Below are 20,666 nucleotides of genomic sequence, written 5' to 3'. Positions count from 1 at the left end.
CAACGGGGGCCGCGCACGCGTACCTTCGTGCTGACCATTCGACACAAACACGCGCGAAGGAGCCCGTCAGGTGACCAGCACTCTGACCTTGCAAGCACTGCGGCGACTGAGGACCACCCCTGGCGGGCAGCTCGACTGCCGGATCAGCTTCTCCGATGGACCGGGAACTTCGCGGCCGGTCGCTTATGTGGAACGCGAGGTGCTGCCCAACGGCATATCCGCCTACCTCGCGGCCCGGAAGAGCGGAGCCCGCTCCTTCGTCCTGTGGGCGGACGAGCATCGCCAGGCGCGGGTCGCCACCCTGGTCACCGTCTCCACGGGCAGCGGGCGGGCACAGTTCAAGGTGCTCGGCCCGCACGGCGAACCGCTCGGCATGTTCACGCGTGACAAGGCGTTCAGCCAGGGACTGCGCACACGCTGGACGGTGAGCCGCGCCGGCAGCCCCGACGCGGTGGGATACAAGGGCCGGCTGTTCTGGTGGTGCGTGTGGTGGCTCTGCTCGCCCCTGCTGCCGCTCATCCTCGTGGCCGCCCTGTTCGGCGGCGGCGGTGGCGACTTCCCGCGCGGCCCACGCCGCATCAAGTGGCGCTCCGGCGGACAGGTCCCGCTTGAGTTCAAGTCGTCCGGGGACACGGTACGTCTGTACGCACCGGAGCTGGACTGGCGGCTCGGAGCCGCCCTCGTGGCCCTAATCCCCTCCTTCGACAGCTGGATCGGCGACCCCTGGGACAGCAGGAAGGACTGACGGGCAGGCGGCGCGCCCGTGATGCGGCGGCGGGAGACGCGGACGGTGGGTTCGGAGTGCGGAGGCCGTGTGAGCAGAATCTCGGCGAAGGGGTGGCCCGGGAATCGTGCGCCGGCGGAGGGTGTCCTGCGCCACGGGGTGCTCGCCGCCCCCGTGTGCATGTGCTTCGTCAGGATGTCGGCGATCTCCTCGCCGGGGTAGCGGCTGTCGAGAAGGTCGCGGATGCCCCCGCGTGAACACCTTCTCCTCCTTGCTGCCTGGATTGCCACACGCCGAACCTCTACACGCCACGGCCGACCCTGCGGGGGCCCACGCAGGCTGGTACAAATGCGGCATGAGCGAACTCGTCGGCTATCCCCCACAGCCGAACGTGCGGCCGGCCCGGCGGTTCTACAGTCGGAGGTACCGTGTGTAAGACAGTGACTCATTTGGTCAGGCGGCGGTAGCAAATTAGGGCGGCGGCGATGGCGACGAAGGACGCGAAGTGGTCGGCGCGGCGTTCATAGCGGCGGTGGAGGCGTCGGCAGCCGGCCAGCCAGGAGACGGTCCGCTCGACCACCCAGCGATGGCGTCCCAGACGCTGGCTGGACTCAATGCCTCGGCGGGCGATGCGCGGGGCGATTCTGCGGCTGCGCAGGAAGGTTCTCAGGTGCGGATAGTCATACCCCTTGTCGCCGTGTAGCTTCGCCGGCCGGCGGCGTCGCGGTCCGCGAGGGGAGCGGATCGGCGGGATGCCGCGCACCAGCGGCTGCAGTTCCTGACTGTCGTGGGTGTTGGCCGCGCTGATTGCGACAGAGATCGGCAGACCGGTCCGCTCGGTGATGAGGTGGATCTTCGACCCGGGTTTGCCGCGATCGACAGGATTCGGGCCTGTCAGCTCCCCCCTTTCATGGCACGCACGCTGACCGAGTCGATCGCGCATCGCGACCAGTCCAATTCTCCGCGCGCGCCCAGCTCGTCCAGGATGATCCGATACAGCTTGGCCCACACCCGGGCGGCGCTCCACTCGGCGAAGCGACGGTTCACCGTCTGCCAGGAGGCGCCGAAGACCGGCGGCAGTTGCCGCCAGGCGCAACCGGTGGTGGCCACGTACACGATCGCGGCCAGGATCATCCGGTCATCCACACGTCGCCGCCCACCGCCTTGCGGCCGGGTGGGCGCCGAGGGAACCACGCGCTGAAACAGCTCCCACAACTCGTCAGGGACCACTCGCTGAAGAAATGCATCCACGTTGTATCCAACGACCGACCGCCAAATGAGTCACGGTCTTAGAGGGGCCCCTCGCCGTCCTGCGGGCCGGAGGACGCCCGCTCAGACGCCGAAGGCGCTCAGGGCCGCCCAGGCCGTCCCCGCTCCGGTGACGGCCCCGGCGGCGACCTGGGCGGGCGTGTGGTGGGTGAGCCTGACCCGCGCCCAGCACACCGTCGCCACGACCAGCGTGCCCGCGACCAGGGTGGGCGCGACGGGCAGCACGTGGGCCAGCACCACCACGGTGCCCGCCGACACGGCCGCGTGGAAGGAGATCTTCCACCAGAGGGTGATCGGGACCGTGACCACGAGCGCGGCCAGCATCGCGGTCACCGTGGCCACCAGGAGCCGGGGCGCCCCCAGGAGGACCAGCAGCGCCAGCGCGACGGCCACCGCCGCGACCGCCACCAGCAGCGGCACCGTCCGGCTCGCCCGGTCGACCAGGTGATGGGAGTCGAGGCGTCCTGAACGGACCCCGGCCAGGATCACCAGGGCGGGGATCCCGCCGCACAGGGCCGAGGCCACCAGGCCCCAGGCCGCGCCCGGCCAGCCGTCGGCCATCAGCCCGACGAGCGGGGGCAGCCCGATGACCAGAACCTGCGGCGCGAACAGCCCGGTCACCCACCGGGCCGCCGCCCCCGCCACGCTCTCGCCGTCGCCCGTCATCTCCTGACCGGTCATCTGAATCCTTCCAGCGCGAAGACCCCCTCCCGAGCTTTCCGGTGAGGAGGCCGGTTCGCCCGCGTCGACATGAGGCCCGTGAGGCCCGTGGGGCCACCCTGTCAGCTGGGGGACCCGGCGACGAACATCCACGCGTCCCCGCGGCCTCCGGGTCGCGCGGGGCGACCCGGACACCGTCCCGGCGCTCCGCGAGGGCGGCGGAGCGCGCTCACGGTGGTGCTCCCGGGCGAGAGGCGATGATCAGTCGTTGGCGTGCAGAATGCTGTTGAGCTCCACACTCGTCCCCTGGCGAAGCACGGCCTCGACCGCGCCCGAGGTGGAGTTGCGGCGGAACAGCAGGCCGGAGACGCCGGAGAGCTCGGCCGCCTTGACCACCCGCCCCTCGGGCAGGGCCACCTTGGTCCCGGCGGTGACGTAGAGACCCGCCTCCACGACGCAGTCGTCACCCAGGGAGATCCCGACGCCGCTGTTGGCGCCCAGCAGGCAGCGCCGCCCGATGGAGATGACCTGCTTGCCGCCGCCTGACAGGGTGCCCATGATCGAGGCGCCGCCGCCGACGTCCGAGCCGTCGCCCACGACGACGCCCGCGGAGACGCGGCCCTCGACCATGGAGGTACCGAGCGTCCCGGCGTTGAAGTTGACGAAACCCTCGTGCATCACGGTCGTGCCGCTCGCCAGGTGCGCGCCGAGGCGCACCCGGTCGGCCTCGGCGATCCGGACGCCGGTGGGCAGCACGTAGTCGACCATCCGGGGGAACTTGTCCACGCCGTAGACGGTCACCTGACCCCGGGCGCGCAGGCGGAGCCGCACCTGCTCGAAGCCCTCGACGGCGCATGGGCCGTGGTTGGTCCACACCACATTGCTGAGCAGGCCGAACAGCCCGTCCAGGTTCTGGCCGTGCGGCTGGACGAGACGCGCCGACAGCAGGTGCAGGCGCAGGTAGGCGTCGTGGGCGTCGGCCGGGGCCTCCGACAGCTTGGCGATGCCGGTGCGTACCGCGACCACCTCCACGCCGCGGTCCTCGTCGGGGCCGAGGAGCGCGGTGACCCCGGAACCGAGCTCCTCGACCGCCTCCCGTTCGGTCAGCCGCCTGGTGCCCGGCGAGGAGGGCTCGCCCAGCTGCGGGGACGGGAACCACGTGTCGAGCACGGTTCCGCCGGAGGTAATGGTCGCGATGCCGGCCGCGTGCGCGCCGGTGATCTGGGCTGCTGCGTTCACGCCGACCAAGCCTAGCCAAAGCGGCCGCAATGGCAGTACGCCGAGGGAGCGTCGGGCGTGTGCCCGCGGTGGCCGGTGGTTAGCGTGGCCGCCATGTTGCAGGGGATCGACGTGTCGAACTGGCAGGGCGCCGTCAACTGGGGCGCGCACGCGAAGGGCGGGGTCTCCTTCGCCTTCGCCAAGGCGAGCGAGGGGAGCACCTTCACCGACAAGTGGTTCGGCGACAACTGGAACGGCATGCGCGAGAGCTGGATCGTCTGCGGCGCCTACCACTTCGCCCGCCCCGCGGGAGACCCCGAGGCGCAGGCGGTGCACTTCCTGCGGATCGTGCGGCGGGCCGGCGGGCTGCGCCGGGGGGACCTGCTCGCCCTCGACCTGGAGACCAACGACCGCCTCCCCGCGCCCAGGGTGGCGCGGTTCGCCCGAAGCTGGTGCCAGGCGATCATCGCGCTGGCCGGGGTCAAGCCGGTGGTCTACACGTTCCTGGCGTTCGCGCGAAACGGCAACTGCGCCGGGCTGGAGCCCTACCCGCTGTGGATCGCCGCGCCCGACCATCCCCGGGGCAGGCCGGAGGTGCCGACGCCGTGGGACAGGTGGACGATCCACCAGCACTCGAACAACCCGGTCGATCGCAACGTCTTCCGCGGCACCCGGGCCGAACTGACCTCCCTGGGCTACCGCCGGAGCCGCGACGCCTGAGAAATCGCGTTGCCGACACCGGTAGCATCGATTCCCAGACCACTCGTCGACTCACCGATCTCTTCCAGGGAGCAACCGTGTCCGCCGTGCCAGAACTTCGTATCACCCTCGCCGGAGCCGCGCGTGTGGTGGCGGGAGGCACGACGTACGGGCAGGCGCTGGAGGCGGACGGCCGCTCGGTGGTCGCCGCCCGCGCCAACGGCGAGCTGAGGGACCTCGCGGCCCCGGTGGCCGACGGCGACGTGATCGAGCCGGTCCCCGCGGGCAGCCCCGACGGGCGCGCCATCGTCCGCCACTCCACCGCGCACGTCATGGCCCAGGCCGTCCAGGAGATCTTCCCCGAGGCCAGGCTGGGCATCGGCCCGCCGGTCGAGAACGGCTTCTACTACGACTTCGACGTCAAGGACCCGTTCACCCCCGACGACCTCAAGCGCGTCGAGAAGCGCATGCGCGAGATCGTCAAGCAGGGGCAGATCTTCTCCCGCAGGCCCGTCTCCGACGAGCAGGCCGCCGAGGAGCTCGCCTCGGAGCCGTACAAGCTGGAGCTGATCGGCCTCAAGGGCGGCGCGGCCGACGAGGAGAGCGTCGAGGTGGGCGGCGCGGAGCTGACCATCTACGACAACCTCGACGCCAAGACCGGCGAGCTGCGCTGGAAGGACCTGTGCCGCGGCCCCCACGTGCCGACCACCCGGTCCATCCCGGCGTTCAAGCTGATGCGCTCCGGTGGCGCCTACTGGCGGGGCAGCGAGAAGAACCCGCAGCTCCAGCGGATCTACGGCACCGCCTGGGAGTCACGCGAGAAGCAGGACGAATACCTCCACCTGCTGGAGGAGGCCGAGAAGCGCGACCACCGCAAGCTGGGCGCCGAGCTCGACCTGTTCTCCTTCCCCGACGAGCTGGGCTCCGGCCTGCCGGTCTTCCATCCCAAGGGCGGCGTGATCCGCCGGGTGATGGAGGATTACTCGCGCAGGCGGCACGAGGAGGCGGGATACTCCTTCGTCAACACCCCGCACATCACCAAGGAGAACCTCTACAAGATCTCCGGCCACCTCGACTGGTACGCCGACGGCATGTTCCCTCCCATGGAGCTCGAGGGCGCCAGGTACTACCTCAAGCCGATGAACTGCCCGATGCACAACCTGGTCTTCCGGGCACGCGGGCGCTCCTACCGCGAGCTGCCGCTGCGGCTGTTCGAGTTCGGCACGGTCTACCGCTACGAGAAGTCCGGCGTCATCCACGGCCTGACCCGCGTGCGCGGCCTCACCCAGGACGACGCGCACATCTACTGCACCCGCGATCAGATGCGCGACGAGCTGAAGTCGCTGCTGCGCTTCGTGCTCGACCTGCTGCGCGACTACGGCCTCGACGACTTCTACCTGGAGCTGTCGACCAAGGACCCGGTCAAGTTCGTCGGCAACGACGAGGACTGGGAGGAGGCGACCGAGACCCTGCGCGAGGTCGCCGAGTCCGAGAACCTCGACCTGGTGCTCGACCCGGGCGGCGCGGCGTTCTACGGGCCGAAGATCTCCGTGCAGGCCCGTGACGCGATCGGCCGCTCCTGGCAGATGTCGACGATCCAGCTCGACTTCAACCTGCCGCAGCGCTTCGAGCTGGAGTACCAGTCGACCGACGGCTCCCGGCAGCAGCCCGTCATGATCCACCGGGCGCTGTTCGGGTCGATCGAGCGCTTCTTCGGCGTGCTGGTCGAGCACTACGCGGGCGCGTTCCCCCCCTGGCTCGCGCCGGTCCAGGTGGTCGGCATCCCGATCGCCGAGGCCCACGCGCCCTACCTTCAGGACCTGGCCAAGAGGGCCCGCGAGCGGGGCATCAGGATCGAGGTCGACGCCTCCGACGACCGCATGCAGAAGAAGATCCGCAACGCGCAGAAGTCCAAGGTGCCCTTCATGCTCCTGGCGGGCGACGACGACATCGCCAACGGCGCGGTCTCCTTCCGCTTCCGCAACGGCGAGCAGAAGAACGGGGTGCCGGTCGACGAGGCGCTCGCCGAGATCGTCGACGCGATCGAGCGCCGCGTTCAGGTCTGAGGCCTTGATCGAACGCTGCATCCTGGTTCGAGACCTCGATCGAGCGCCGTGTCCGGGTCTGGGGCCTTGATCGAACGTTGCGTTCGGGTCTGAGATCTCGATCAGGCGTCGCGTTCGGGTCTGAGGCTTTGATCGAACGTTGCGTTCGGGTCTGAGGCCCCGATCAGGCGTCGCGTCCGGCTCTGATACCTCCCCGCGGGCGGGTGGCCGAGGCCACCCGCCCGCGGGCGTCCGGGGGCGCCTACGCGCCCCCGCGTCGTTTCCCGGCCCTTCGGCCAAGGCCCTTCTTCCCGGCCTTCGCCGAGGTCCTGAGCGTCCTACGCGTTGTTTCCCGGCTCCGCGGGAGCCTCCGTGCCGGTCTCGCCCGGCATGCGGACGTCCTCCACGTCGACGTTGACCTCCACGACCCGCATACCCAGCATCCGGCTGATGGTCCGGGCCACGTTGGTCTTGACCTCGTTGGCCACGTCCATCACCACGTGCCCGTACTCCGCCACGATCGTCACGTCCACGGCCGCCGTACGGTCCTGCACGTGGGCGTTGACACCCCGGGGGCCGCGCCTGGCGATGCCCGCGCGCTCCCGCATCGGCTCCACCGCGCGGGCGGCGTCGCCCCCCAGCTCGGCGACGCCCGCGACCTCCAGCGTGGCGAGGGCCGCGACCTTCTCCACCACCTCGTCGGCCACCTTGATCCGGCCCTTCACCACGGCCGAGGACACCGGGGTGAGGGGGGACGGTGAGGGGATCGTCCCGGTCGTGGCGGGCGGTGCCGTCCTGGCGGGAACGGGAACGGGAACGGAAGCGGGGGCGGGGGCGTCGCCGGGCGTCTCGGACACGGGTGACGGCTCGGGGAGCGCCTCGACCACGGCCAGGAAGGGCTCGCCCGGGGAGGAGACAGGCTCGCTCAGGGACGCCACCGAGGACACCGGCGACACCGAGGGCACGGGTGCCGCCGGCGGCTCCGTGGCGTCGGACAGGGACAGGCTGAGGGAGAACGGGCGGGTGGGCCTCCCGGCCGTCTCAGCGGAAGACGCGGAAGACACAGAAGACGTGTAAGACGTGAGGGACGTGGGAGACGCTGGGGACCCGGGGGACGCGGTCTCCTCGGTCGGCTCCTCGACGGAGACGTCGGTCATGGGTTGCTCCTCGGCTGTCGGTGGTCGTGCTTGGGGGATTCTGCCGGAAATTCACCGCATTCGTCCGTCAATACCGTGTGACATACGCCGCCCGTCCCGTTCCGGCACCGCATCCCGGCAGTTCCGGGCGGCCGGGCGGGGTGCGGGGGAGGCGCAAGACCGCGGGGATCGGCGTGGCAATATGCTGGCGACCATGAGCAACGAGCCGGAGGCGCAGCACGGAGCGGGGACACCGGACGCGTTCCAGAGACTCTGGACCCCTCATCGGATGGCCTACATCAAGGGGGCCAGCAAACCGACCGGTTCCGGCCCCGAGGACGGCTGCCCGTTCTGCGAGATCCCCCGGATGAGCGACGAGGACGGCCTGATCGTCGCCCGGGGGCAGACGGTCTTCGCGCTGCTCAACCTCTATCCGTACAACTCCGGCCACCTGATGGTCTGCCCCTACCGGCACGTGCCCGACTACACGGACCTCGATGAGGCGGAGACCTTCGAGCTCGCCGACTTCACCCGGCGAGCCCTGGTGGCCCTGCGCAAGGCCAGCGGCGCGCAGGGGTTCAACGTGGGCATGAACCTGGGCGGTGTGGCGGGCGCCGGGATCGCCGCCCACCTGCACCAGCACGTGGTGCCCCGGTGGGGCGGCGACACCAACTTCATGCCCGTCGTCGGCCAGACCCGGGTGCTCCCTCAGTTGCTGCGCGACACCAGGGAGTTGCTCGCCGGGTCCTGGCCCGTGTCGTCGTAGCGCGGGGCGTCGTCGTCCAGGGCCTTGATGCCCGCCGACAGCGTCAGCGGCACGGCGAGCGCCAGCGCCATGGACAGCACCGCGGCGCCCGAGTCGTTGACCAGCATGCCGACCACCCCGCTGACCAGGGTGCCGATCAGCCCGGCCTTCAGGGCGGGGGAGTGCGCGAACGCGGCGGGCAGCACCCCCGCGGTCGCCTGCTCGGGGCGTAGCAGCGCGTAGACGAGGAACGCCACCGCGGCGATCACGACCGGCATCAGGTTGGGGCTGAGCAGCGTGCCCACCATCGCGCCGAACTTGCGGCCGATCACCTCGAGGGCCTCGCCGGTGAACACCTGGCCGACGAAGCGGCCCAGGTGCGTCTGCGAGCCCGGCGGGCGCAGGTAGTCGAGGTAGGCGATGGCCATCACGATGACGCCGCCCGCCACGCAGAACGCGCCCAGCTTGACGATCGAGACCCGCCTGCCCGCGATCAGCAGCGCGGTCACCGCGATGCCCGGCACGAAAGCGATCACCCCGCCGAAGTCGCTGCCCACGCCCGGCCAGCCGCCCAGGATCATCGCGAAGCCGCCCAGCACCGCCACGACGGCCGCCGCCGCCATGCTCGCGCGGCTCCCGCGCACCGGCCGATCCGCCACGGCGGTCGCGGCGTCCGCGTGGTCCCCGCGCGTCGGCCGATCCGCCACAGGGACGTCCGCGTGGTCCCCGCGCGTCGGCCGATCCGCCACGGCGGTCGCCTGGTCCCCGCGCACCGGCCGATCCGCCCCTGCGGCGGCCGGCGCGTTCGCGCGGTCCCCGCGCGTCAGGCGGTGCGCGATCGTGGCGGACAGCAGCAGCACCGAGGTGGCGAAGAGCGCGAACGGGATGTTGCCCAGCCCGTAGTAGCGGGCCCCGACCACGGCGCTGTACCCCATCACGCTGTTGAGCTGCAGGGTCGTCCCGGTCAGCAGGTCGCCCGCCAGCACCGCCGCGGTCGTCCCCGCCACCACCGCCAGCGGCCCGAGCGGCGCCCGGCGCCAGGGGCCCGCCAGCGCGGTCGCGGCCAGCAGCAGCGCGCATCCGGCGATCCCGCCGACCAGCGCGAGCACCGGCGATCCCGCGTGGTGCCAGGGGGTGAGGTTCACCAGGTACGTCGACACGGGCACCGAGGCCAGCGCCACCGCGGCCATCCGGATGCCGGTCAGCCCCCGCCTGCGGCGCAGCAGCAGGAACGCGGTCAGGTAGAAGGCGACCTGCAGCACCGCGACCGCGGTGAAGAAGATCCCGCCCACGTTCCTGATCGTCTCCCCGGCCACGTCGGCCCGCTCCAGCTCGGTGCGTGCCGCCTCGGTGCCGCCGGTCCGCCTCTCGCTCGCCTGCCAGGGGACCCCGATCACGCCAGGCGGCGTCGCGATGCCCGTCAGGGAGAGCATGGTCGCGGTGATGTCCGGCAGGATCGTGGTGTCGTCGCGGTGGGTGGAGGCCGCCCCCAGGAAGCGGTCCGAGACGTCTCCGTCGCGCATCATGGCCACCCGCAGGTGCGGGTTGCCGCCGTGGTCGGACAGGCCCGCCAGCAGCACGCTGACGTCCTTGGGCAGCACGGTCAGCACCGCCCCCGCCTTGGCGTCGGCCAGGCGCAGCGCCGCGGCCCGCTCCTGTGCGGTGAGCCGGTCCTCCTCCCGCGCGAGCCTCTCGCCGGTCACGTACGGCCTGATGAGGTCGTCGACGTCGACGGCCATCACCCGGCACTTGGTGAGCACGTCGGCGCGGATCTGCGCGGGGGAGGGGGCGTACACGTCGACCTTGCCCGATCTGTCGGCCAGGGCCAGCGCGGCCCCGGGGCCGATCGCCAGGGTGCACTCACCGGCGGCGTGCACGGCCTCGCCGAGGGCGCCCGCGTTGCGCTGGCCGGCGACCCGGTGCAGGTACTCGTAGCCGGGGATGACCGCGCCCGCCTGGCCGGGCTCGGGCTGCGGGGGGAGCCCGCAGCCGTAGCCGACCGCGGACCTCACCCCGGCAGACACCGTCAGCCAGCCGTCGTAGGGGCAGGTGACCCTGCCCACCGCGCGGACCGACAGGGATCCGACCGCGCTCTGCCCGGCCAGCCGCCACAGGTTCGGGGTGCCGGTGGGGCTGAGATCACTCCACCGCAGGCCGGGAATGCCGATCAGCACCACCCGTCCGTCCGCCTGCGTGGCGGACTGCGCGGCGGCTTGCGCGGCCCCTGGCCACAGCAGGCCCAGTACCACCGCGAGCGCGACAAGCGTCCGCTTCACGAACGACCTCCCCTTCAGCTCCTGCCAAGTGCTGGCACCGTAGGGGAAGATCGTGCCACGGGTCCAGCCGGTCCGGGGACCGGCCGGACCGCTGTCGCACCCGGCTTCCTACGCCCCGTCCGAGGTCGCGGTGGGGGCGCTCTCGTTCTGCAGGCGGTCGAGGGCGGTGACCAGGTAGGTGCCGCCGCCCGTCGTGGTGAAGGCCTGGCGGTCGCCGCCCGCCGCGGGCACGACCGCGACCAGGTTGCGGGCGTCGGCGGTGGCGCACTCTCCGGGTCTGCCGGAGGAGATCCGGTAGACCGCGTACGAGCGGGCGTCCGGGGAGCTCTTCCAGCTTAGCGAGGTGCCCTGGAGCCGCAGCTCGGCGGGCCTGGCCGGGGCCCGGCCGCCGCGGTCCTTCATCAGCGGCAGCAGCGCCGGGCGGGTGTAGTGGTTCTTGACGATGCGGTCGAGCGCGCCCAGGGGGTTGTCGGAGAGCTGCTTGGCGCTGAAGTAGACGTCGCCGGAGACCTGCCCGTACTTGCGGTTGCGCGTCAGGTGGGAGGACATCTCGTCGGGCCTGGTCCAGGCGGCGGTGTCGGTGGCGCCGACACGGTAGAGGCCCTGGCCGATGTAGAGCTGCACCCCGGTGCCCTTGACCTCGTTGGCCCACCAGGGCATCAGCACGTCGTAGTCGGCGATCTCGAACCCGCGCGGCCAGTACAGCTGGGGGATGACGTAGTCGACCGTGCCCTTGCGGATCCAGTGGCGGGCGTCGGCGTAGATGGAGTCGTACGCGGACATGCCGCCGGTGGCCGAGCCGCTGGGGTCGTCGGACTTGTTGCGCCAGATCCCGAACGGGCTGACGCCGAACTTCACGCTGTTCCTGACCTCGTGCACGGTCTTGTCGACCTGGGCGATCAGCTTGTTGACGTTGCCGCGGCGCCAGTCGGCGAGCTTGGCGCCCTTGCCGTACTTGGCGAAGGCGGCGCCGTCGGCGAACTTCGCGCCCGCGACGGGGTAGGGGTAGAAGTAGTCGTCGAAGTGGACCCCGTCGACGTCGTAGCGGGTCACCACATCCTTGACGACCTTGGTGACGTAGTCGCGGACCGCGGGCAGGCCGGGGTTGTAGTAGGCCAGATCCCCATATTTCACGATCCACTCCGGGTGGAGTCGGGCGGGGTGCCTCGCGGGCAGCTTGGCCAGGTCGCCGTCGACGGCCGCGCGGTAGGGGTTGAACCAGGCGTGGAACTCCATGCCGCGCCGGTGGGCCTCGGCGACGAGGAAGGGCAGCGGGTCCCAGCCCGGGTCCTTGCCCGTCGTGCCGGTCAGAAACTGCGACCACGGCTCCAGGTCCGACTTGTACAGCGCGTCGGACGCCGGGCGGACCTGGACGAACACCGCGTTGAACCGCCGTTTGGCCGCGTTGTCGAGGATCTTGACGTACTCGGCCCGCTGGCGGGCCGGGGACAGGCCGGTCCGCGAGGGCCAGTCGATGTTCTTGACCGTGGCGATCCACACCCCGCGCAGCTGCCGCTTGGGGTACTTCGCGTCCACGTCGCACCGCGCCGACGCGGAGGCGGCGGTCGTCGAGTCGACCGGCTCGGCCGAGACCGTCGAGCTCTTCCCGGCCTTCGGCCGGCCGGGCGGGGTCTCGGGACCGAAGGTGTAGGCGGCTCCCGTGGTCAGAACGGCGAGGGCGGCAGCGGCCAGAAGAGGGCGTCCGATTCGCATGGTTCCCCAGTGTGGCACCAGCACCGGTGTGCTTTGACCGGAAAAACGAAATCGTTTCGTGATGACTCTGTTACATGAGTGCACCCTGTGAGGCGTGTGCCTGGCGGTGCGTGCTCCCCGGGGGCGGGGCACCGGCGGGCACACGCCTCACAACCCTGTCAGCTGGTGACTTTCTCCATCAGATGCGAGGGAAGCGGCTCGTAACGCAGGAAGACCCGCCGGAACGTCCCCGTCCCGTGCGACATGGATCTCAGATCGATCGAGTATCGCGTGATCTCCAGCTCGGGCACCTCGGCCTTGACCAGGGTGCGCCCGACGCCCACCGGCTCGGTGCCGAGCACGCGGCCCCTGCGCGAGGACAGGTCGGACATCACCGCGCCGACGTAGTCGTCGGCGATCAGGATGGACACCTCGTCGACCGGTTCGAGCAGCAGCGTGGGCACCTTGGCCGCGGCCTCCTTCAGCGCGAGCGCCCCGGCGATCTGGAACGCCATGTCGGAGGAGTCGACCGAGTGGGCCTTGCCGTCGTACAGCGTCACCCGCACGTCCACCATGGGGTACCCGGCGAGCACTCCGCGCTGCATCTGGGTGCGCACCCCCTTCTCCACCGAGGGGATGAACTGGCGCGGTACCACGCCACCGACGATCTTGTCCACGAACTCGAAACCGCCACCGGAGGGCAGGGGCTCGACCTCCAGGTGGCAGACGGCGAACTGGCCGTGGCCACCGGTCTGCTTGACGTTGCGGCCCAGGGCCTGGCAGCTGCCGCCGAAGGTCTCCCTGAGCGGCACCCGCAGCTCGGTCTTCTCCACCTCCACGCCGTGCCGCCTGCTCAGCCGGTCGAGCAGCACGTCGGTGTGGGCCTCGCCCATGCACCACAGCACGAGCTGGCGGGTCTCGGGGTTGTTCTCCAGCCGGAGCGTCGGGTCCTCGGCGACCAGCCGCTGCAGCGCCTGGCCCAGCTTGTCGTCGTCGGCCTTGGACCTGGGCTGGATCGCCACGGGCAGCAGCGGCTCCGGCATGCTCCAGGCCGTCATCAGCAGCGGGTTCTCCCGGTCCGACAGGGTGTCGCCGGTCTCGGCGCGCGACAGCTTGGCCACCGCCGCGATGTCCCCGGCCACGCACTTGGCGGTCGTCCGCTGGTGCTTGCCCAGCGGCGAGGAGAGGGCGCCGATGCGCTCGTCCACGTCGTGGTCCTCGTGCCCGCGGTCGGACAGGCCGTGCCCCGAGACGTGCACCGTCATGTCCGGGCGCAGCGTGCCGGAGAAGACCCGCACCAGGCTGATCCTGCCCACGTACGGGTCGCTGGTGGTCTTGACGACCTCGGCGACCAGCGGCCCCTCGGGGTCGCAGGTGATGCCGGAGACGGGCTCGCCGTGGATCGACATGATCTCCGGCAGCGGGTGCTCGGGCGGCGAGGGGAATCCCTGGGTGATGAGCTCCAGGACCTCCAGCGCGCCCACGCCGGTCCCCGCGGCCAGCACCGGGTAGAAGCCGCCGCGCGCGACGGCCTTCTCCAGGTCCTCGATGAGGGCCTTGGTGTCGATCTCCTCGCCGGAGAGGTAACGGTCCATGAGGGACTCGTCCTCGCTCTCCTGGATGACGCCCTCGATCAGGGCGCTCCGGTAGACCTCGATCTGGTCGGCGTAGGCGGGGCCGGGTGAGTTCTCCGTCCGGTTGCCGGTCGCGTAGTTGTAGAACTTCTGGCTGAGCAGGCCGATCAGGCCGTTCACCTTGCCGTTGGTCACCACGGGCAGGTACAGCGGCGAGACGCCGTCGCCGAAGGCGTCCTGGCAGGCGCCGAGGGCGTCGTCGAAGTTCGCCCGCTGGTGGTCGATCTTGGTGATCACGACCGCGCGGGGCATCCCGACCGCCGCGCACTCGTCCCAGAGCATCCTGGTCAGGCCGTCCACGCCGTCGACGGCCGAGACGACGAACAGCGCCGCGTCGGCCGCGCGCAGCCCGGCGCGCAGGTCGCCGACGAAGTCGGCGTAGCCCGGGGTGTCCAGCAGATTTATCTTGATGTCGTTGTGGACCACGGGGGCCACGGTCAGGTTCACCGAGCGTTGCTGGCGCACCTCGACCTCGTCGAAGTCGCTGACGGTCGTGCCGTCCTCGACCCTGCCGGGTCGCTGGACGGTCCGCGTCGCGGCCAGCAGTGCCTCCACAAGTGTTGTCTTCCCGGCACCGGAATGGCCGACCAGCACGACATTTCGTATCATGCCCGGCCGGTCGGCCGCGGGTGCCCTCCCCGCGGCTCCCGCTGTTCCGCCGGTTGCTCTTTCCGCCACATCGCCTCCCGCGTCGTTACCGAAGGGGCGCAACCTGGTGGGGCCACACCCCCGGGGGTCCGCTGCCGAGTTCGCTCACCGCGTGGACTCGGTCTGTTCACCAAATACCCATGTGGCGAATATCACAAGAGGGCTGGGCCGATCCTCTTGCGGGAGGAAGATCTAATCGCTACATATCCGGGGCGTCCCCGGCGATCTCGCACCGCCCCGCGAACGCGGTTCCCCCGCGGCTCGCCGCTCCCCGTCGCCGATGCGCGCACGCAGGCCCGGTGGCCTACGATCGGATCGCGATGCTGAAACTTCTGCGCCCCGCCGTCACCAGGCTCTTGACCCCGCTGGGCAGGGCACTCACCCGCCACGGGATCAGCCCCAACGCGGTCACCGCCGCCGGCACGCTCGGCACCGTCGCCGCGGCCCTGTTCTTCTACCCGCGGGGCCAGCTGTTCGTCGGCACGGTGGTGATCACCTTCTTCGTGCTCGCGGACCTCCTCGACGGGGTCATGGCCAGGATGACGGGCCCGGGGAGCACCTGGGGCGCCTTCCTCGACTCCACCCTCGACCGGGTCGGCGACGCGGGCATCTTCTCCGGGCTGGTGTTCTGGTTCGTCGTGAGCGGGCAGCGGGTGCTCGCGGGGGTCGCGCTGTTCTGCCTCGTCGCGGGGGCGGTGGTCTCGTACGTCAAGGCCAGGGCCGAGGCGCTGGGCATGACGTGCGACGTCGGCCTCGCCGAGCGGCCGGAACGCCTGGTCGTGGGCCTGGTCTCCGTGGGCCTCGGCGGTCTCGGCGTTCCGTACATCCTGGCCGCGGGGCTCTGGCTGCTCGCCGTCGCCAGCGCGGTCACGGTCGGCCAGCGCCTGCTGCACGTGCGCCGGCAGGCCGTCTCCCACCCGCCACGGACCCTTCGCTGATCGGAAAGATCGATGACCGACAAGCCCTCCCCCCAGGATCGTCTCGTCGCCGCGGCGTTCGGCGCCGGTTGGACGGTCGTGCCCCGCCTGCCCGAGAGGCTCACCGCGTGGGCCTTCCGTGCCGCCGCCGACCGCCTGTGGAGGCGCCGCGGCAAGTCGGTGCTCAGGCTTGAGGCCAACCTCGCCAGGGTCAAGGGCACCTCGCCCGGCGACCCGGCGATCCGGGCGCTCAGCCGCGACGGCATGCGCTCCTACTTCCGCTACTTCCACGAGGTGTTCCGGCTGCCCTCGATCCCCATGGACGAGATCGTCTCCCGCATGACCGTGACCGGGGCCGAGACCGTCTACGACAACCTCGCCAGGGGGCGTGGCGTTGTCATGGCCCTGCCGCACATGGGCAACTGGGACCAGGCGGGCGCCTGGTTCGCCGGTACGGGCCACCCGTTCACCACGGTGGCCGAGCGGCTCAAGCCCGAGTCGCTGTTCCACCGCTACACCGCCTTCCGCGAGGGGCTCGGCATGGAGGTGCTGCCGCTCACCGGCGGCGACGGCCACACCTTCGGCACCCTCGCGCAGCGCCTGCGCGCCGGTCTGCCGGTCGCGCTGCCCGCCGAGCGCGACCTGACCGCGAACGGGGTCGAGGTGCAGTTCTTCGGCGCGGCCACCCGGATGCCCGCCGGCCCCGGCCTGCTGGCCGTGCACACCGGCGCCGCCCTCATCCCGGCGATCCCCTACTTCGAGGAGAACGGCTGGGGGCTGCAGTTCCACGAGGAGATCGCGATCCCGGCCGAGGGCACCAGGAAGGAGAAGGTGGCCGTCGTCATGCAGAGCCTCGCCACCGTCTTCGAGAAGGGCATCGCCGAGCACCCCGAGGACTGGCACATGCTCCAGCGCCTCTGGCTCGAGGACCTGGAGCCCCGGGAGGCCGCGCCATGAGGATCGGCATCGTCTGCCCCTACACGTGGGACGTCCCGGGCGGAGTCCAGGTGCACATCCGCGACCTGGCGGAGGCGCTCATGGCCGACGGCCACCACGTCTCGGTGATCTCCCCGGCCGCGGAGAACGCCGCGCTGCCCCCGTACGTGACCTCGGCGGGCCGCGCCGTCCCGGTGCCCTTCAACGGGTCGGTGGCCAGGATGTCGTTCGGGTTCCTGTCGGCGAACCGGGTGCGCCGCTGGGTGCGCGAGGGCCGCTTCGACGTGCTGCACGTGCACGAGCCGGCCATCCCCTCCCTGGGGCTGCTCGCCTGCTGGGTGGCCAGGGGACCGATCGTGGCCACCTTCCACGCCTCGTACGGCAACTCGCGGTCCTTCTCGGTCGGGGTGCCGGTCATCATGAGCGCGCTGGAGAAGATCGGCGGCAGGATCGCGGTGTCCGACGCCGCCAGGAAGACCCTGGTCGAGTTCATGGGCGGCGACGCCGTGCTCATCCCCAACGGGGTGGCGGTGAGCCGCTACGCCGAGGGCGAGCCGCTGCCCGGCTGGGACGAGGGCGAGGTGATCGGCTTCCTGGGCCGGATGGACGAGCCGCGCAAGGGCCTGCCGGTGCTGCTGGAGGCGTTCTCCCTGCTGGCCGCCGAGCGACCGGCGCTGCGCCTGCTCCTGGCGGGGCCCGGCGACGCCGACGAGGTGCTGGAGCGGGTCCCGGCCGCCTTCCACGACCGGATCGGCCTGCTCGGCATGGTCAGCGAGGAGGACAAGGTGCGCGCCTACCACACGGTCGACGTCTTCTGCGCGCCCAACCTGGGCGGTGAGAGCTTCGGTATCGTGCTGACCGAGGCGATGTCGGCGGGCGCGGCGATCCTGGCGAGCGACATCCCCGCCTTCCGCAAGGTGCTCGACGACGGCCGGGCGGGGGCGCTGTTCGAGACGGGCGACGCGAAGTCGCTCGCCCGCGAGGCCGCCGCGCTGCTCGACGACTCCGCGCGCCGGGCCGAGCTGTCGGAGGCGGCCCGCCTCGCCGTGCACAAGTACGACTGGTCGACGGTCGCCCGCGACGTCCTGCGGGTCTACGAGACCGTGGCGAGCACGACCGGGGTCGAGGAGGACGCCGCGGGCGCCGCAGGCGCGGCCGGGGCGGACCTGGCGGCGGGTACGGCGGCCGAGAGGGACGACACGCTGTGACGACCACGCTGATCCCGGTGGTGGGCGCGATCGTGGTGCTCCTCGCCGTCTACATCTCCTGGCGGGCGGGGCGGCTCGACCGGATGCACATCCGCCTGGAGCTGGCCCGCGAGTCCCTGGACGCCGCCCTGGTGCGGCGGACCGCCGTCAGCCTGGAGCTGGCGGCCTCCCGGCTGCTGGACCCGGCGACGAGCCTGGTGCTGGCCGCGGCCGCCCACGAGGCCCGTACGGCGGGTCCGGAGGAGCGCGAGCACGCCGAGAGCGACCTGTCGCGCGCCCTGCGCGCCGTCGTGGACCAGGAGCGCTTCCGCGACCGGCTGGCCGACACCCCGGCGGGCTCCGACCTGCTGGAGGAGCTGGGCGCCGCGGTGGCCAAGGTCCTCTACTCCCGCCGGTTCTACAACAACGCGGTGGGCGTGACCCGGACGGCGCAGCGCCGCTGGCTGGCCCGCACGCTGCGGCTGGCGGGGTACACCGAGTATCCGGCCTTCTTCGAGATCGACGACGCGCCTCCGAAGGCCCTGGCCGCCGAATAAGGGTATTTAAGGCGTATATAAACCGGACTATCTGACAAGTCGGACACCGGTAAGCTCTTGGCGATTCGTGGCCGAGTGGCCGAGTAACTCAGTGACCGAGTGGCCGACTTGAGGAGATGAGCCGTGCGGGTGTCCCGGATGATCGCCGTTACGCTGGCGGGAGTCGCGGTCCTGGCCCCGGCCGCCGCCTGTTCCTCCGACAAGCCCACCGCGCCGGGCAACCCCGCGGGCGCGGCCGGCGAGCCGAGCGCGGCCCCGACCCCCACGCCCGAGCCGACGCACCCCTTCACCGGCCTGCCCGGCGCGGCCCGCAGGGCGGTGCTCGCGGTGAAGATCGAGAACACCTCGGCGGGCAAGCCGCAGCTCGGCCTCAAGAGCGCCGACGTCGTCTACATCGAGCAGGTCGAGGCGGGCCTGACCCGCCTGATGGCGATCTTCTCCTCGAAGATCCCGGCCAAGATCGGCCCGGTCCGCAGCGCCCGCATCTCCGACCTGCACATCGTCCCGCAGTTCGGCAGGCCCGCCTTCGCCTACTCGGGCGCGCAGACCAAGATGCTCCCCTTCATCGCCGAGGCCCCGCTCTTCGACGTATCCGACAGCAGGCAGCCGGGCGCGTACTTCCGCCAGCCGGGGCGCTTCGCCCCCTACAACCTGTTCGCCAACACCAGGCAGCTGCTGGCCGGGGCGCCCAAGGCGAGCAAGGCCAAGGACATCGGGTTCACCTTCGGAGACGCCCCCGAGGGCGGCGTGCCGCGCAAGGCGTACAGCGTGAAGTACCCGGCGGCGAGCTTCACCTTCGGCTGGTCGGAGGCGGCGGGCAAGTGGCTGATTTGGCAGGACGGCAAGAAGGACATGGCGGCCGAGGGCGGCCAGCTCGGCGCGCCCACGATCGTCGTGCAGTACACCAAGACGGAGCGCTCGCAGTTCCACGACAAGAACCAGAGCTACACCCCGCTGGTGCACAGCACGGGCAAGGGCAGGGCGATCGTGCTCCGCGACGGCCAGGCGTTCAAGGCCCGCTGGTCGAGGCCCAAGGAGAAGGACGGCACCGTCTTCACCACGGAGACGGGCGAGCCGATGAACTTCGCCCCGGGACAGGTCTGGGTCGCGCTGGCCTCGGCCAAACCCGTCATTCCCTGACGCGCAAGCCCTACATCCTGTCCAAGAAGATCGCCCAAGAGCGACAGGGCGTCGTGTAAGGGGGCAGGCCGCCAGCACCTACGATGGAAGCGTAGTGGCCGCCCCTTGGGCGGCCCGTGTGATCCGCAGCCAGCCGTCGTGAGGTAGAGACCGTGTCCAGCAGCACGCCCGAAGTCAGCGAGACGACCGTCACCGGAACCGCCCGGGTCAAGCGCGGCATGGCAGAGATGCTCAAGGGCGGCGTCATCATGGACGTCGTCAACGCCGAGCAGGCCAAGATCGCCGAAGACGCCGGCGCCGTCGCCGTCATGGCCCTCGAGCGGGTGCCCGCCGACATCCGCGCCCAGGGCGGCGTCTCCCGGATGAGCGACCCCGACATGATCGACGGCATCATCGCCGCCGTCTCGATCCCGGTGATGGCCAAGGCCCGCATCGGTCACTTCGTCGAGGCCCAGGTGCTCCAGTCGCTCGGCGTCGACTACGTCGACGAGTCCGAGGTGCTCACCCCGGCCGACTACGCCAACCACATCGACAAGTGGCGGTTCACGGTGCCCTTCGTCTGCGGCGCGACCAACCTGGGCGAGGCGCTGCGCCGCCTCACCGAGGGCGCGGCGATGATCCGCTCCAAGGGCGAGGCCGGCACCGGCGACGTCTCCAACGCCACCACCCACATGCGCAAGATCAGGGGTGAGATCAGGCGTCTGGGCTCGCTGCCCGAGGACGAGCTCTACGTCGCGGCCAAGGAGCTCCAGGCGCCGTACGAGCTGGTCGCCGAGGTCGCCAGGACCGGCAAGCTGCCGGTCGTGCTGTTCACCGCCGGCGGCATCGCCACCCCGGCCGACGCGGCGATGATGATGCAGCTCGGCGCCGAGGGCGTGTTCGTCGGCTCGGGCATCTTCAAGTCCGGCAACCCCGCCGAGCGCGCCTCCGCGATCGTCAAGGCCACCACCTTCTACGATGACCCCGACGTCATCGCGAAGGTCTCCCGAGGTCTGGGCGAGGCCATGGTCGGCATCAACGTCGACGACATCCCGGCCCCGCACCGGCTGGCCGAGCGCGGCTGGTAAAGCGCGGGCGGGGACTCCGGGAAGGCCCGAGAAGCCCCGAAAAACCCCGGGAAACCGGAAAACAGGCGATCTCCATGACGGAGATCGCCTTTTTCCTGACAGGGGGAGTTAACTCC

17 protein-coding genes are annotated in these 20,666 nt (G+C 71.2%); 10 read left to right on the top strand and 7 right to left on the bottom strand.

Annotated elements, in window-relative coordinates; translation table 11 throughout:
* Window positions 1–70: 70 nt before the first annotated feature.
* Window positions 71–745 carry a hypothetical protein gene (locus tag ACSDR0_RS23845; protein WP_435291087.1) on the top strand — a complete coding sequence of 225 codons (675 nt, stop codon included), beginning with the start codon at window positions 71–73 and terminating at the stop codon, window positions 743–745.
* Window positions 746–1,169: 424 nt separating this feature from the next.
* Here ACSDR0_RS23845 and ACSDR0_RS23840 read toward each other — a convergent pair.
* The 3 genes from ACSDR0_RS23840 to dapD all read right to left on the bottom strand — a co-directional run bounded on the left by ACSDR0_RS23840 (window position 1,170) and on the right by dapD (window position 3,892).
* A protein-coding gene (locus tag ACSDR0_RS23840) for an IS5 family transposase (protein ID WP_435291086.1) occupies window positions 1,170–1,975 on the bottom strand; the annotation gives its coding sequence in 2 pieces (ribosomal slippage) (window positions 1,170–1,624 and window positions 1,624–1,975; 807 coding nt in all).
* Between the two features lie 81 nt (window positions 1,976–2,056).
* Window positions 2,057–2,674, bottom strand: coding sequence for a hypothetical protein (locus ACSDR0_RS23835; protein ID WP_435291085.1), 618 nt, complete (start codon window positions 2,672–2,674; stop codon window positions 2,057–2,059).
* 240 nt (window positions 2,675–2,914) lie between these two features.
* Entirely contained in the window at window positions 2,915–3,892 is a 978-nt protein-coding gene (dapD, locus tag ACSDR0_RS23830; protein ID WP_435291084.1) for a 2,3,4,5-tetrahydropyridine-2,6-dicarboxylate N-succinyltransferase, read from the bottom strand.
* Between the two features lie 93 nt (window positions 3,893–3,985).
* Here dapD and ACSDR0_RS23825 point away from each other — a divergent pair, with 93 nt between their 5' ends.
* Together ACSDR0_RS23825 and thrS are read left to right on the top strand one after the other, a co-directional pair.
* Window positions 3,986–4,591: a glycoside hydrolase family 25 protein gene (locus tag ACSDR0_RS23825; RefSeq protein ID WP_435291083.1), complete on the top strand. Its 606-nt coding sequence runs from the start codon at window positions 3,986–3,988 to the stop codon at window positions 4,589–4,591.
* 77 nt (window positions 4,592–4,668) lie between these two features.
* On the top strand, window positions 4,669–6,636 hold the full coding sequence (gene thrS, locus ACSDR0_RS23820) for a threonine--tRNA ligase (RefSeq protein ID WP_435291082.1): 1,968 nt from the start codon (window positions 4,669–4,671) through the stop codon (window positions 6,634–6,636).
* 317 nt (window positions 6,637–6,953) lie between these two features.
* Here the strand turns inward: thrS and ACSDR0_RS23815 are convergent, their stop codons facing one another.
* Window positions 6,954–7,679 (bottom strand): Asp23/Gls24 family envelope stress response protein, encoded by a 726-nt coding sequence (locus ACSDR0_RS23815; RefSeq protein ID WP_435291081.1) that lies wholly within the window; start codon window positions 7,677–7,679, stop codon window positions 6,954–6,956.
* A gap of 286 nt (window positions 7,680–7,965) precedes the next feature.
* Here ACSDR0_RS23815 and ACSDR0_RS23810 point away from each other — a divergent pair, with 286 nt between their 5' ends.
* A complete protein-coding gene (locus ACSDR0_RS23810; protein WP_435291080.1) occupies window positions 7,966–8,517 on the top strand; it encodes an HIT family protein in 552 nt (183 codons plus the stop codon).
* Here ACSDR0_RS23810 and ACSDR0_RS23805 read toward each other — a convergent pair.
* The 3 genes from ACSDR0_RS23805 to ACSDR0_RS23795 all read right to left on the bottom strand — a co-directional run bounded on the left by ACSDR0_RS23805 (window position 8,460) and on the right by ACSDR0_RS23795 (window position 14,776).
* Window positions 8,460–10,772 carry a hypothetical protein gene (locus ACSDR0_RS23805; RefSeq protein WP_435291079.1) on the bottom strand — a complete coding sequence of 771 codons (2,313 nt, stop codon included), beginning with the start codon at window positions 10,770–10,772 and terminating at the stop codon, window positions 8,460–8,462. The genes ACSDR0_RS23810 and ACSDR0_RS23805 overlap by 58 nt on opposite strands.
* Window positions 10,773–10,880: 108 nt before the next feature.
* The gene (locus tag ACSDR0_RS23800; RefSeq protein ID WP_435291078.1) at window positions 10,881–12,485 is read right to left on the bottom strand and encodes a glycoside hydrolase family 10 protein; all 1,605 of its coding nucleotides are present in this window, start codon (window positions 12,483–12,485) and stop codon (window positions 10,881–10,883) included.
* A 158-nt stretch (window positions 12,486–12,643) separates the two neighbouring features.
* Window positions 12,644–14,776, bottom strand: coding sequence for an elongation factor G-like protein EF-G2 (locus tag ACSDR0_RS23795; protein ID WP_435291077.1), 2,133 nt, complete (start codon window positions 14,774–14,776; stop codon window positions 12,644–12,646).
* 290 nt (window positions 14,777–15,066) lie between these two features.
* On the opposite strand from ACSDR0_RS23795, the gene pgsA reads away from it, so the two are divergent.
* The 6 genes from pgsA (at window position 15,067) to pdxS (ending at window position 20,550) form a co-directional block, all read left to right on the top strand.
* A complete protein-coding gene (gene pgsA, locus ACSDR0_RS23790) occupies window positions 15,067–15,684 on the top strand; it encodes a phosphatidylinositol phosphate synthase (RefSeq protein WP_435291076.1) in 618 nt (205 codons plus the stop codon).
* Window positions 15,685–15,696: 12 nt separating this feature from the next.
* Window positions 15,697–16,620 carry a phosphatidylinositol mannoside acyltransferase gene (locus ACSDR0_RS23785; protein WP_435291075.1) on the top strand — a complete coding sequence of 308 codons (924 nt, stop codon included), beginning with the start codon at window positions 15,697–15,699 and terminating at the stop codon, window positions 16,618–16,620.
* On the top strand, window positions 16,617–17,807 hold the full coding sequence (locus ACSDR0_RS23780; RefSeq protein ID WP_435291074.1) for a glycosyltransferase family 4 protein: 1,191 nt from the start codon (window positions 16,617–16,619) through the stop codon (window positions 17,805–17,807). Before ACSDR0_RS23785 ends, ACSDR0_RS23780 begins: the two co-directional genes overlap by 4 nt.
* The gene (locus ACSDR0_RS23775) at window positions 17,804–18,343 is read left to right on the top strand and encodes a hypothetical protein (protein WP_435291073.1); all 540 of its coding nucleotides are present in this window, start codon (window positions 17,804–17,806) and stop codon (window positions 18,341–18,343) included. The genes ACSDR0_RS23780 and ACSDR0_RS23775 overlap by 4 nt, the downstream gene beginning before the upstream one ends.
* Before the next feature lie 138 nt (window positions 18,344–18,481).
* Window positions 18,482–19,483 carry a DUF3048 domain-containing protein gene (locus tag ACSDR0_RS23770; RefSeq protein ID WP_435291072.1) on the top strand — a complete coding sequence of 334 codons (1,002 nt, stop codon included), beginning with the start codon at window positions 18,482–18,484 and terminating at the stop codon, window positions 19,481–19,483.
* Between the two features lie 152 nt (window positions 19,484–19,635).
* On the top strand, window positions 19,636–20,550 hold the full coding sequence (gene pdxS / locus ACSDR0_RS23765; protein WP_435291071.1) for a pyridoxal 5'-phosphate synthase lyase subunit PdxS: 915 nt from the start codon (window positions 19,636–19,638) through the stop codon (window positions 20,548–20,550).
* Window positions 20,551–20,666 lie beyond the last annotated feature (116 nt).

Source organism: Streptosporangium sp. G11 (assembly GCF_051192615.1).
Lineage (GTDB): Bacteria > Actinomycetota > Actinomycetes > Streptosporangiales > Streptosporangiaceae > Streptosporangium.
Note: the sequence above shows the minus strand (reverse complement) of the source record. Positions and strands in the feature narration are given on the sequence as shown.